Annotated in this window: 12 protein-coding genes; 8 read left to right on the top strand and 4 right to left on the bottom strand. The window is 63.5% G+C overall.

Going from position 1 to position 12,332, the window contains the following annotated elements:
* Positions 1-111: 111 nt before the first annotated feature.
* The 3 genes from WJU18_RS07215 to WJU18_RS07205 all read right to left on the bottom strand — a co-directional run bounded on the left by WJU18_RS07215 (position 112) and on the right by WJU18_RS07205 (position 4,264).
* Positions 112-414 (bottom strand): hypothetical protein, encoded by a 303-nt coding sequence (locus tag WJU18_RS07215; RefSeq protein WP_423456851.1) that lies wholly within the window; start codon positions 412-414, stop codon positions 112-114.
* A gap of 239 nt (positions 415-653) precedes the next feature.
* Positions 654-3,128, bottom strand: a complete 2,475-nt coding sequence (locus tag WJU18_RS07210) for a heavy metal translocating P-type ATPase (protein ID WP_423459427.1) — start codon at positions 3,126-3,128, stop codon at positions 654-656.
* Between the two features lie 155 nt (positions 3,129-3,283).
* A complete protein-coding gene (locus WJU18_RS07205) occupies positions 3,284-4,264 on the bottom strand; it encodes an amidohydrolase family protein (RefSeq protein ID WP_423459426.1) in 981 nt (326 codons plus the stop codon).
* 255 nt (positions 4,265-4,519) lie between these two features.
* On the opposite strand from WJU18_RS07205, the gene WJU18_RS07200 reads away from it, so the two are divergent.
* Entirely contained in the window at positions 4,520-5,416 is an 897-nt protein-coding gene (locus WJU18_RS07200; RefSeq protein ID WP_423459425.1) for a LysR family transcriptional regulator, read from the top strand.
* A 32-nt stretch (positions 5,417-5,448) separates the two neighbouring features.
* Here the strand turns inward: WJU18_RS07200 and WJU18_RS07195 are convergent, their stop codons facing one another.
* A complete protein-coding gene (locus WJU18_RS07195) occupies positions 5,449-6,252 on the bottom strand; it encodes an IclR family transcriptional regulator (RefSeq protein ID WP_423459424.1) in 804 nt (267 codons plus the stop codon).
* A 107-nt stretch (positions 6,253-6,359) separates the two neighbouring features.
* Between WJU18_RS07195 and WJU18_RS07190 the strand changes: the two genes are divergently transcribed.
* The 7 genes from WJU18_RS07190 (at position 6,360) to WJU18_RS07160 (ending at position 12,305) form a co-directional block, all read left to right on the top strand.
* Positions 6,360-7,628 carry an FAD-dependent oxidoreductase gene (locus tag WJU18_RS07190; RefSeq protein ID WP_423459423.1) on the top strand — a complete coding sequence of 423 codons (1,269 nt, stop codon included), beginning with the start codon at positions 6,360-6,362 and terminating at the stop codon, positions 7,626-7,628.
* On the top strand, positions 7,568-7,777 hold the full coding sequence (locus WJU18_RS07185; RefSeq protein ID WP_423459422.1) for an FAD-dependent oxidoreductase: 210 nt from the start codon (positions 7,568-7,570) through the stop codon (positions 7,775-7,777). Before WJU18_RS07190 ends, WJU18_RS07185 begins: the two co-directional genes overlap by 61 nt.
* 156 nt (positions 7,778-7,933) lie before the next feature.
* On the top strand, positions 7,934-8,803 hold the full coding sequence (locus tag WJU18_RS07180; RefSeq protein ID WP_423459421.1) for a Bug family tripartite tricarboxylate transporter substrate binding protein: 870 nt from the start codon (positions 7,934-7,936) through the stop codon (positions 8,801-8,803).
* 154 nt (positions 8,804-8,957) lie between these two features.
* On the top strand, positions 8,958-9,677 hold the full coding sequence (locus tag WJU18_RS07175; RefSeq protein WP_423459420.1) for a tripartite tricarboxylate transporter substrate binding protein: 720 nt from the start codon (positions 8,958-8,960) through the stop codon (positions 9,675-9,677).
* Entirely contained in the window at positions 9,593-9,856 is a 264-nt protein-coding gene (locus tag WJU18_RS07170; protein ID WP_423459419.1) for a tripartite tricarboxylate transporter substrate-binding protein, read from the top strand. Before WJU18_RS07175 ends, WJU18_RS07170 begins: the two co-directional genes overlap by 85 nt.
* Before the next feature lie 21 nt (positions 9,857-9,877).
* The gene (locus WJU18_RS07165; protein WP_423459418.1) at positions 9,878-11,356 is read left to right on the top strand and encodes a M81 family metallopeptidase; all 1,479 of its coding nucleotides are present in this window, start codon (positions 9,878-9,880) and stop codon (positions 11,354-11,356) included.
* A gap of 46 nt (positions 11,357-11,402) precedes the next feature.
* On the top strand, positions 11,403-12,305 hold the full coding sequence (locus WJU18_RS07160; RefSeq protein WP_423459417.1) for a LysR family transcriptional regulator: 903 nt from the start codon (positions 11,403-11,405) through the stop codon (positions 12,303-12,305).
* Positions 12,306-12,332: the final 27 nt, after the last annotated feature.

The raw sequence follows: 12,332 nt of genomic DNA, 5'->3' as shown, positions 1-12,332 counted from the left end.
CTTTCCGAATCTTTCCGGATAGTCTGCCTCAAACGAAGAGCAAAAAAAACGAGACGGCAAGCGTCTCGTTTTTGGGTGGTGGCGGCCATTGCAGGCCGCCAGAAGGCGTGATCAGCTCATTTCGCCGCTTTTGACTTGGTAGCCGGCAGCGAGGGCTTCACGGGTTTGCTGGCGCACTTCAGCGCGGGTGACCTTGCTGGCGGAGACGGGTGCCTTGGCAGCCAGCAGGTTGGCATCGGTGGCCGGCAGGTTGGCGATGGCTTGCTGGGTCACTTCAGCACGGGTCAGTGTGCTCACCGTGGCCGGCTCGTTCAGAAACAGGGGGCCTTCGCCGGCAGCGGGCTGGGCGGCAAAAGCGTTACCAGCGAAAACAGCGGCGAGGACGGTAGCGAGGGCGATGTTCTTGGCTTGCATGATTCTTTCCTTTTCAGTTCAATCTGTTCAATCTTTTGGACCAGCGAGACTGCCACCGTGGCAGCCCCCTCTTCGTTGAATCCGTTGTGACTACTTTGGGATTCACCGCGGAGGAGGCTTTTGGCTTGGAAGGCTTTGGCCGGCTCCGTAAGACGTAGTTTGCGCCTTAAGGACTAGGGTAAACACTAGCTAAATTGAACAAGACCCTTTCTGTTCAGGAAACAATCCACACCGCAGCCTCAGCTCTTTCCTTCGGCCAGTGGCGGCTGAAACCGGCGGAGGCGTAGCGCGTTACCCAGGACGAACACGCTCGACATGGCCATGGCCCCGGCGGCGAAGACTGGGGACAGCAGCACACCCCACGCGGGATACAGCACCCCGGCGGCCACGGGAATCAGCGCCGTGTTGTAGGCGAAAGCCCAGAACAGGTTCTGGCGGATGTTGCCGATAGTCGCCTTCGAGAGCGCGATGGCATTGGGCACACCCTGCAGATTGCCGGACATGAGCACCACATCGGCGGATTCCACCGCGACATCAGTGCCCGTGCCGATGGCCAGGCCCACATCGGCCTCGGCCAGCGCTGGCGCGTCGTTGATGCCATCGCCCACGAATGCGATGCGGCCGTACGCTGCCTTCAGCCGGCGCACCGCGTCGACCTTGCCTTCAGGCATCACCTCGGCCACCACTTCATCGATGCCCAACTGCCGGGCAATGGCCTGTGCCGTGCGCGCGTTGTCGCCGGTGATCATGGCGACCTTCAGGCCCAGTTGGTGCAGCGCGGCGATGGCGGCGGGCGTACTGGATTTGATCGGGTCGGCCACCGCGATGATGGCGGCCAACCGGCCATCGATCGCGGCATATAGCGGGGATTTGCCTTCGCTGCCCAAGCGGTTGGCAGTGGGGGCAAAGCTGCCCACATCCAAGCCCAGTTGGCGCATGAAGCGGTCCGCCCCTACCTCTACCCGGGAGCCTCCCACCATGGCGCGCACACCCATGCCGGTCACCGATTCGAAGCTGCTCATCGCAGGCAGCTCGATCCCGCCCAAGGCGGCAGACTCGACGATAGCCCGGGCAATGGGGTGCTCCGAGCGCGACTCCACGGCGGCCACTTTCGCCAGCACCTCATCGCGCCCGAAACCCGCGGCCACCTCGAGATCGGTCAGGACAGGACGGCCTTCGGTCAGCGTGCCAGTTTTGTCCACCGCCACCACTTGCGCGTCTTTCAGCAGTTGCAAGGCCTCGCCCTTGCGGAACAGCACGCCCATCTCGGCGCCTCTGCCAGTACCCACCATGATGGAGGTCGGCGTGGCCAGGCCCATGGCGCAGGGGCAGGCGATGATGAGCACGGCGACCGCATTGACCAACGCGAAAGTCAGCGCCGGAGAGGGGCCAAAGACCAGCCACGCCAAGAAAGTCAGCAGCGCGGCCAGCATGACCGCAGGCACGAACCAGAGTGTGACCTTGTCCACCACGGCCTGAATCGGCAGCTTGGAGCCCTGCGCCTGCTCCACCAGCCTGATGATCTGGGCGAGCATGGTCTGTCCGCCCACGGCGGTGGCGCGCAGCGTCAAGGCGCCTTTCTGGTTGATGGTGCCGCCCACCACGGCACTGCCTGCTTCCTTCTGGACCGGAATCGGCTCACCGGTGATCATCGATTCGTCCACGAAGCTGCGGCCTTCGGTCACCTCACCGTCAACGGGCACTCGTTCGCCCGGCCGGACTTCGACGAGATCGCCCAGCATCACCTCACCGATCGGAATGTCCACGCTGCGCCCGTCGCGCGAGACATGGGCCATCTTGGCCTGCAGGCCGACCAACCGTTTGATGGCCTCTGAGGTGCGCCCCTTGGCACGCGCTTCGAGAAAACGCCCCAGCAGGATCAGCGCCACGATGACGGCAGCCGCCTCGTAATAGACATTCACCGTGCCTTCCGGCAGCCAGCCGGGCGCAAAAGTAGCCACGAGCGAATAGCCGAACGCTGCAGCCGTGCCCACCGCAACGAGCGAATTCATATCCGGCGCCAGGCGGAGCAATGCCGGAAAGCCCTTGATATAGAAGCGCCGGCCTGGAATGGCCAGCACCAGCGTGGTCAGCGCGAACTGCAGATACCAGCTTTCCCGCATGCCAATCGTGTTCATTACCCATTCGTGCATGCCGGGAATCAGGTGCGAGCCCATTTCGAGCACGAACACCGGCAGCGCGAGCACGGTGGCCAGGATCAGGTCGCGCTTGAGTTCTGCCCGCTCGGCATCCTTTTTCTCCGCAGCCTCTTCGTGGTTCTGCGCGGCGGTGTCAATAAGACGCGCCTCGTAGCCAGCCTCGCCAATAGCGGCCACCAGCGCCTCCGGCGAAGCGGCTCCGTGCACCGTGGCCCGCTCCGTCGCCAGGTTGACTACGGCCCCCGTCACGCCCGGTACAGCCTTGAGCGCCCGCTCCACACGGCCCACGCACGAAGCGCAGGTCATGCCTCCGACGGCCAGCTCCATGGTGCCGGCAGGTACTTCGTAGCCGACGCTCTCCACGGCCTGGATCAACGCCGCACGGTCTACAGGGCCGTCTGGACGGATGTCGGCCCTTTCAGTGGCGAGGTTGACGGAAACGCCGCCGACGCCATCGACCTTTGCCAGAGCGGCCTCCACCCGGCCCACGCAGCTTGCGCAGGTCATCCCCCCGATGGGCAGGCTGATCATGGCATTGTTGCTGGGCATGTTCATGGTGATTTCCCCATAGTTGAAATTCGACATGGATGAACTTTGAGGCTTCCCATCGTGGGAAGGTCAAGCGCTTTTCCACTTTATTTATCTATGAGGCCCATTTCCCAGAAAAAAACCCGCTGCGAGGGCCGCAGCGGGTTCTTCTGTCACGGTGCTCAGAAGCCAAACACACGCTGCGCGTTGGCGCCTCGCACCGCGAGTGACTGCCCTGCCCCCAGCGCGGCCGTATTCGCAAGCGCGCCCTTGGTGTCATGCACCCAATGCGGCCAGTCCGTCCCCAGCATGACCTGCTCGGTGCCCACCACCGAGAGCAGGTACTGGAGCGCGCCCAGGTTGTACGTGATGCTGTCGTAATAGATATGCCGCAGGTAGTCCGTCGGCTTGCGTTTCATCTTGCGGCGCGATGCCAACTCCACCTCATCGCCCTTCTCGAAACGGCCCACCAGATAAGGCAGCGTCCCCCCGCCGTGCGAGGCAATGATCTTCAGGTTCGGATACTGGTCGAAGAAGCCGTTGAAGATCATCCGCGTAATGGCCAATGTGGTGTCGAACATGAACCCGACCGACCAGCTCAGATCGAACTGAGTCATGTCCATGAAATCCACCCCAGGGGGATCCGTCGGATGCACCAGCACGGGCAGGCCGCGCTTGTCGATGGCCTCCCAGACCGGGGCAAACATCGGGTCTGTGAGGCTCTTGCCGGCGACGTTCGCCAGAACCATCACGCCTACCGCGCCTTGCGCGCAGGCACGCTCCAACTCCTCCACCGCGCGCTGGGGATATTCCCAGGGCAGGGATGCAAACCACCGGATCCGGTCCGGGTAGGCTGTTTGTGCCTGCGCCACATTGTCATTGGCCTCGCGCGCGGCCCTGCAACTCACATCCTCTCCGCCCCAGTACACGTTGGGGCATGTGAGAGAGACCACCGAGATGTCGATGCCGGCCTGATCCATGTGCTGAATGCGCAGCCGCCAATCGAAATGGCCCTTTTGCGGAATGACTACCGGGGTATCGCCGCGAAAGATTTCCTGCTGACCGTCCGGACGGGTCTTGATGTTGTAGGTGCCTCCCTCCCTCTTCAGCAGTTCCAGCCACTCCGTGGTGAACATGTGGGTGTGTACATCGATGATGGGCATGAGGTGAATCTCCAAATTGGGATTTTTGAAGACGGCATTGCTGGAATCACGCATGCCGCCGATAGTCTGCAGGATGCGACTTTAGTGTCTTGGTACCGGACCGTAAAACGAAATATTTTCAGTCAAGCATAAGTTAACTGAATGCTTACCTTTAGCTCGACGGAATTGCAATACCCTTGAATACAGGGGTCTTTTTCCCAAAAATCGAAGATCAGCAGGAGAAGAAAGATCTGACTCAAAGCATAAGATGCATTCATGGATCCCTCCCTTCGCCAGTTGCAGGCATTCGTCAACGTCTACCACTCCGGGAGCCTGACCCGGGCGGCAGACAAGCTGTGCATTACCCAATCGGCTGTCAGCGTGCTGATTCAGCAGTTGGAGCGCAGCCTCGGCGTGCGCCTGTTCGACCGCACTTCGAAGGCGCTGCGCCCTACTCCGGCTGCGCAGGATGCGCTCGCCACGGCGGAGCGGATCATCCGGGACGTCGCACATCTGACGAGCAGCGCCAAAGGCCTGGCCGAGCGTAGCCGGGGCCGCCTGAGCTTCGCCGCCACGTCGGCCGTCGCGGCGGGCCTGATGCCCGCGGTGATTGACACCTTCAGGCGCCGGTACCCGAATATTTCGCTGACGATGCTCGATGTCGGCTCCGACAATCTCACCACCGCGGTGGAGCAAGGCGAAGCCGAATTCAGCATTGGCACTCCTGACACGCTGAACGACTCCATCGTCCATACCACGATCCTGCGCGATCAGTTGAGCGTGATCTACCGCTCGGATATGCCACCACCCGCCTTGCGGCGCCACCCCACTTGGGAGGATGTCGTGAAGCTGGATTGCATCACCGTGCGGCGCGGGATCGGCATCCGCACGCTGATCGACAGGACTTGCGACGAGCTCGGGCTGCCGTTCAAGCCCCTGTTCGAGGTCTCCTATCTCACGACGGCACTGGCACTGACAGCGCGCGGCCTGGGCGTCGCGATTCTTCCCGCATACCTGATCTCTTCGCTGCAGTTTCCGAATCTCGTGGCCCGCCAGTTGTACAAACCTGTGGTCGGGCGCGATCTCTGCCTCATGCATCTGAAGCACAAGACGCTCTCGCCCGCAGCCTTGGCTTTGGTCGAAGTCCTGCGCGGTACGCTCGAGAAACGTTAGTCCGTCGACTCAAGGGAGATGGCTCTGACCGTTCAGTAACGCAACTGCCCCAATTGCTCCCCGATGCTTGCAGCCTCGATATTCAACCGCTCAATCAGACGCCCCCTGCGAGGCGATCTCAAGTCAGCACAGGAGGCAGCCAGGCTGAGCGACGCCACAGGCTCCCCTGTCTTGGCGCGAATGGCAACACCGATCGCGACAATGCCGGGAATCATGTCTTCCTGGTTGCAGCCATAGCCCAACCGCCGGGAGCGCTGCAGCATCCTTCTGACCGCCGTCTGCCGTGCTTCGCCGCGCCGCTCGATGGCATGCAGATTCTGCGCCTCGATGCCGGTTTGCTCCGCGCGCGGCAGGGCGATAAGCATGGCGACCCCGCCAGCGGATAGGCTGAGCGGCCTGCGCGTGCCGACCTCCACCGTGTAGGCCTTGAGTGCCTTGCGCCCTTCAAAGCGCGCCACGCAAACCGACTCCGTGCCGCTGCGCACGTTCAGGAACACGATGTCGCGTGTCTCCGCGGCTAATTGCATGAGGGCCGGGCCGGCCACCCGCTCGATGGCGAAGTGCGGCGCGGCAGCCACGCCCAGCTCATAGGCCAATGGCCCGAGCGTGTAGCGCCTGGTGCCCTCGACTCGGACCGCCAGCCGTTCAAGCAGCAGGCAGTTGAGCATGCGGTGTACGGTCGAATGTTCCAGCGAAGCTTCTTGCGCCAAATCGCTCAAGCGCCACCCCGTAGCGCCGCGTGTCGACAGCAGACGCAGCAGGCCAATGGCGCGATGCAGGCTACGCGCGCCGTCTGCGGCCTGGTCGATTTGTGCAGTTGAGGTAGCCGTGGTCATTTTGTCCACTATACGGAAAAAATAGCATCTCACCATGGGACGAATGGCCATGCACCTCGAATAATTCCCTCACGCCCGATCGAGGCGGCAACCTGGAGATCGAGAAGATGGAGACACAAGCGGACTTCGCGCCAGCTGCGCAGGTGACCGATAGCGACGTGGTCGTGCTTGGCGCGGGCGCGTCCGGTATTGCCGCTGCGCTGGCCGCGGCGCGCGGCGGTGCCCGCACGATACTCGTGGAGTCCGGGCCGATGCCTGGCGGCGAGTTGATCAGCGGCATGGCGATTGATGGCGCACTCAATGCGCGTGGTGAATGGATTCTCGGCGGCGTCGGGCGCGAGCTGCTGGCTGAATGCGAGCGACTGGGCGGATACATAGGACCTCTAAACGACTGGCGGTTGATCTGGTATGTATGTCTGGATCCGGAGGTCATGAAGCTGGCCGTGGCACGCACGCTAGCCCGAGCGGGCGTCCGGCTGCTGCTGCACACTTGGGCAAACAGTGTGAGCATGGAAGGCGAGCGTGTGCGCGCATTGCACGTGCTCAACAAGGAAGGCCGCACGGAGATTCGCGCGCCACTTTTCATCGATTGTTCAGGCGACGCCGACATTGTGCGAGCCGCCGGCGGACCCGTGCTGCAGGGCGGCCCCGACGGAGAACTGCAACCGGTGTCGCTGATGTTCCGCATGTCCGGCGTTCAGACCACGCCGCTGCTGGAATTCCTGCACGACCATCCTGAGCACTTCGCGCTCGGTGAAAGCGAGGCCATTCGCCAGGGCCGAACGGACCGTGAGCTGGCGCAAGCAGCACGGGCGCAAGGCGAGCCCACCGTGTTCCTGAACGGAAATGGCCCCCTGGTGTCCGCCGCGATCGCCCGCGGCGAGCTCTACCCCACCGCGCTGATCATGATCCAACCCACTTCTCGCCAGCGCGGCGAAGTGTGCCTGAACTCCACGCGCATGGGTGGTATTGACGGAACCCGCACCAGGGATCTGAGCGCGACGCTCGCCGGCTTGTCCGAACAGGTTTGGCAATGCTGCGAGTTCATGCGCCGGCACGTACCCGGCTTCGAGCAGGCCGCCTACAGCGGCATCGCCAGCCGGGTCGGCGTACGCGAAACGCGCCGCATCGAAGGGCATGCCTGCCTGTCGCAGGAAGATGTGCTGACAGCGCGCAAGCGCGAGGACGGCATCGGCAAAGGCTCTCATCATGTGGATATTCACCAGTCCGGCACCGGGCAGGTCCGCATTCCCGTGGAAGGGGAGGGTCCTACGACATCCCTTGGGGATGCCTGCTGCCGAAGGGGCTGCGCAATGTGGCGGCGGCAGGGCGCATTCTCTCGGCTGATCGCGGCGCCCACGGCTCAGCCCGCGTGATGGGCCCTTGCCTGGCAATGGGCCAGGCCGCGGGTACCGCCGCCGCGATGCTGAGAGACACGGCCAGCGACGATTTCAACGCGCTCGACGTACAGGTCCTGCGCGCCCGGCTGCGTGCCGATGGCGCGATCCTGGACGGCACGCACTGAGAGGCAGGTTCAAGCGATAGAACAACATAAGCGCGAACGCGCACAAGGAGACTTTTCATGAAGAAGCTCGTGACCGCCGCAGTGCTGGCTACCGTGTCTCTGGCCTCGCCGGCTCAGGAAGCCGCCCCTTATCCGTTAGCGCCGGTTCGCATCATCGTGCCCTTCCAGGCCGGAGGCCTGACCGACATTCTGGCCCGCTCGATCGCACAGCATGCCAGCCAGCGCCTGGGCCAGCAATTCATCGTGGAAAACAAGCCAGGCGCCAGCGGCAATATCGGTGCGGATTTCGTGGCGAAGAGCAAACCCGATGGTTATACGCTGCTGATGGGCTCCATCGGCACCAATGCGGTCAATGTGCATCTTTTCTCACGCATGCCGTATGACACGCTGAAGGATTTCGCGCCCATCGGATTGGTGGCCAGCGGCACATTGATGTTGGTTGCCAATCCCGCGGTACCCGTCACCGATATGAAATCCCTGCTGGCCTACGCCCGCGCCCATCCCGGCAAGCTGACCTACGCTTCTGGCGGCGCTGGCGCCTCTCAGCATCTGGCAGGAGAATTGCTCAAAACCATGGCGAAGGTGGATATCAGACATATTCCCTACAAAGGAGTCGCCCAGGGAGTCACTGACGTGGTCGCGGGCCAAGTCGACATGACCTTCGATCTCGCCACCGTGGCGCCACACATCCGGGCCGGCAAGCTGCGCCCGATCGCCGTGGCCAATGGCAAACGCTCGGCGGCATTTCCCGGAGTTCCGACGATTGCCGAGGCTGGTGTGCCCGGTTATGAAGCCAGCGCGTGGTACGGCCTGTTCGCCCCAGCGGGGACGCCGCCAGCCGTGATCAGCAAACTCAACGCCGAGATGGTGAGCGCGCTCGCCGACCCCGCGCTCCGCCAGCGGCTGGATGCGCTGGGCGCCGAACCCTCCGGCAGTTCGCCCGAGGAACTCGCACGCTTCGTGCGCAGCGAATACGACAAGTGGGGCCGTGTGGTGCAGGAAGCCGGGATTCGGCTGGATCAATGAAACTTCAACGATTGGAGGAACGCATGCGTGAAAACGGACAGGCTTCGGATCGGTTCACCCGGTTGTCTCGCCGCCAGTGGCTTGGCATGGCCCTTGCCAGTGGCGGGCTGCCGCTTCTGAACACGCAGGCCGGAGCCGAGGAAAAAAACGAGGCGTGCCATCGTCGCCTGTGCATCTCGTGGTGCCCTTTGCCGCTGGCGGCGCCACCGATGTGCTCGCCAGGCTTCTGGCCAAATCGATGGAAGGCTCGTTCGGGCAGTCCGTGATCGTCGAGAACCGCGTCGGCGCAGCGGGGGTGATCGCGGCATCCTACGTGGCCAAGGCGCCCCCCGATGGCCTGATTGCATTGTTTGGCGGCGTAGGCACCAACGCACTGCTGGAGTACACGCAGCCCACGCTTCCCTACAAACCCGCGCGCGACTTCGTCGATGCCGGCAACTTCTGCTATGTTGATTTTGTCATGGCGGTATCCGCCACCAGCCGCTACCGATCACTGGCAGATGTGCTGACAGACGCGCGAGCCCATCCGGGCAAGGTTTCCTATATGTCCGCCGGGCCCATGGGAACGCTGCACATCGCCCAAGAGTATTTGTGGAAACGCGGGGGTGTCACCTTGAATCACATCCCTTACAAGGGCGAAAGCCACGTCGTGCCTGATCTGGTGGCGGGCCGTGTGGATCTGGCTCTGATGACCCTGTCGCTGAGCCGCCAACTGGCGCAGGAGGGCAAGCTCAGGATGCTCGCCACCCTGGCCCCAAGAGGTTGCCTGGTGCGCCAGAACTGCCTACGGTGGCAGAGCAAGGCTTTCCGGGGTTTGCCATGCCGACCTGGAATGGCGTTTTCCTTCCCAGGCAGACACCGGCCACGGTGGTAAGCGCATTCAACGACGCCATCAACGCGGCCTTGCGCGATTCCTCCGTGGTGAAACGAATCAATGACATGGGCATCTCGCCAAGCGAGCCGAACACGCCGGCGCAGCATGCGCAATTCATGGAGAGCGAGCGGCGGCGCTGGCGCACGATGGTGGCGGAAAGCGGGGTACAGATTGAGTAATCTCTGTCAGGGAGCCCTCGCATGAGGGCTCAAACCGCCGGAAGACGCATCGCTATCGGCGGGTTCTCGCACGAATCCAACTCCTTCGCGCCTTCGCAGGATGTGGGGTTGAATCACTTCCTTCGCCGTAGAGACAGGCCACCTCTTTTGCTCGGCGATCAAATGCTGGACGAACTGAGCACGGGCAGCTTTCCCACCACGGGCTTCTTGCAAGCCATTGGACAAGAGCATGCCTTGGTGCCGTTGGCGTGGGCCAGCGGAGGAGCTGGCGGCATGGTCAGCGACGAGGCCTTCGAACATGTGTGCGGGGCCCTGCTCTCGCGCCTCACGGAAGCGCCTCTGCCCGACGCCATCTACCTGGAGCTCCACGGCGCCATGGCAACGCCCTCTCTGGACGACCCCGAAGCCGAATTGCTGCGCCGCGTGCGCGAGGTCGTGGGAGAAGACCTACCGATCGCCGTCACGCTGGACTACCACGCGAACCTGAGCCCTGCCTTTGCCCGCATGATCGATGGCGCAGTTGTCTACCGCACGTACCCGCACGTCGATCGCGTGGCATGCGGAAAGATCGCTGCCGCCCTGATCCACCGGCTGCTGGCGCATGGCCGCTCTGCTGGAGTGGCGATAGCGCATTCCCCGTTCCTGATTCCCTTGCATGCTCAATGCACCCTGGATGGCCCTAGCCAGCGCATCGCCGGGCAATCGCTCGCCGACGCAGGCGAAGTCGTCAGCCGCTGCTATGCGGCGGGCTTCCCCTTGAATGACCGTCATTGGTGCGGCCCGGCCATCATGGTGCACGCGGACACCCAAAAGGCCGCCGATGGCGCATGCGGGCACCTGTACAGCAGGCTCATGGATGAGGCACGGAACTTCGATGCTGCTCTATGGCCCGTGAATGCGGCCGTCAAGGAAGCCATACAGCGCTGCAGGGCGCCTGGGGACGGGCCGATACTCCTCGCAGATGTACAGGACAACCCTGGCGCGGGTGCAGGCTCCAACACCACCAGCCTGCTCGCGGAACTGGTCCGCGCGAAGGCCGAAGATGCGCTGCTGGGAATCCTGTGCGATGGCCAGGCAGCGGCAGTGGCCCACGCTGCCGGGCAAGGCGCAACCATCGAGGTCAATCTGGGGCAGCCGGCCTTCGCAGGCCGTTTCCTGGTCGAGCGACTGGGCAGCGGCCGGCTGATGTCCACGGGAACCGTGGCCGGCGGCCTGCAGCTGGACCTTGGCCCGATGGCGCTGCTGCGCACCGGAGGAACGCGCATCGCGGTCAGTTCCGCGCGCATGCAAGCCTTCGACCCGGCTCCGTTTCATCACCTGGGCGCCGACCGCGCGCAAGCCGCCATCCTGGCTCTCAAGAGTACTTGCCACTTCCGCGCAGACTTCGCACCGCTGGCTCGCGGCATCCTGCTGGTGGAAGCACCGGGTGATGCCCCTGCAGACCCTTCCGGTTATCCCTACAGCCGCTTAAGGCCAGGGGTACAGCGAACGCCGAGATAGGATTCGTGCCTGGAACATCAAAATCCGGACACAAACCCAAACCGCCATGACCGATGACCTCCGCTCACTGCGCCTGTTCGTCGCGGTGGCCGAACACGGCAGCATCAGCCGCGCTGCCAAGCATTGCCATCTTGCGCTGGCGGCAGCCAGCAAGCGCATCGCCGAGATGGAAGCACGGGCGCGCCTGCCGCTCCTGATCCGCCACGCGCGCGGCGTGGTACTGACGCCCGCCGGACACGCGCTGCTGGCCCATGCGCGCATGGTGCTGCTGGCCCTGGACCGGATGAACGCCGAGCTGGACGACTTCCATCATGGCATCACCGGCATCGTGCGGATTGTGGCCAACGCTTCGGCGATCGCGCAGTTCCTGCCAGCCCAGATCGGCTCGTTCCTGAGACAGCACCCCGGCCTGAAGATCGACTTGCAGGAACACACCAGCTCCGAAGTGGGCAAGATTGTGGGCAGCGGCCTGGCCGACATCGGTGTGCTGGAAAGCCACACACCGGTACCGGACCTGGAATGCCTGCCCTACCGCGAGGACGAACTGGCTGTGGTGGTGGGCTTGAGCCATCCGCTGGCACGGCGCCGGCGCCTGGACGTGACCGAAATGCTGCGCCACGAACATATCGTGGTACGCGAAGGCACCGCCTTGTATCGCTTGCTGCATGCCAGTGCTGAACAGTTGGGCGTATCGCTCAAGGTTCGCATGCAGGTGGGCAGTTTCGACATCGTGTGCCGCATGGCCGAAGAAGGCGTGGGCATCGGTTTGCTGCCGCGTGCGGCCATTGCCCCTCAACTGGCGACCATGCGCCTGCGCTGCCTGCAACTGGACGCACCCTGGATGCGCCGCAAGCATCTGCTGTGCGTGCGGCGGGTGGAGGGATTGACCGTGGCAGCGCGCGCCGTGCTGGATTTCCTGGGCGCCCCCGACGCTCAGCCCCGCGCTTAAGCCTGCGCCTCCTTTCCGATTCGATCT

This window comes from Ottowia sp. VDI28 (genome assembly GCF_049532675.1).
GTDB lineage: Bacteria > Pseudomonadota > Gammaproteobacteria > Burkholderiales > Burkholderiaceae_C > Ottowia.
The sequence above is the reverse complement of the archived record's forward strand: the minus strand, read 5'-3'. Positions and strand labels throughout refer to the sequence as shown.

Coding starts and splice junctions, on each gene's coding strand:
- WJU18_RS07195 (WP_423459424.1), bottom strand. CDS start 6,252: ATGACCACGGCTACCTCAACTGCACAAATCGACCAGGCCGCAGACGGC.
- WJU18_RS07165 (WP_423459418.1), top strand. CDS start 9,878: ATGAGGGCTCAAACCGCCGGAAGACGCATCGCTATCGGCGGGTTCTCG.
- WJU18_RS07210 (WP_423459427.1), bottom strand. CDS start 3,128: ATGAACATGCCCAGCAACAATGCCATGATCAGCCTGCCCATCGGGGGG.
- WJU18_RS07200 (WP_423459425.1), top strand. CDS start 4,520: ATGGATCCCTCCCTTCGCCAGTTGCAGGCATTCGTCAACGTCTACCAC.
- WJU18_RS07205 (WP_423459426.1), bottom strand. CDS start 4,264: ATGCCCATCATCGATGTACACACCCACATGTTCACCACGGAGTGGCTG.
- WJU18_RS07215 (WP_423456851.1), bottom strand. CDS start 414: ATGCAAGCCAAGAACATCGCCCTCGCTACCGTCCTCGCCGCTGTTTTC.
- WJU18_RS07160 (WP_423459417.1), top strand. CDS start 11,403: ATGACCGATGACCTCCGCTCACTGCGCCTGTTCGTCGCGGTGGCCGAA.
- WJU18_RS07190 (WP_423459423.1), top strand. CDS start 6,360: ATGGAGACACAAGCGGACTTCGCGCCAGCTGCGCAGGTGACCGATAGC.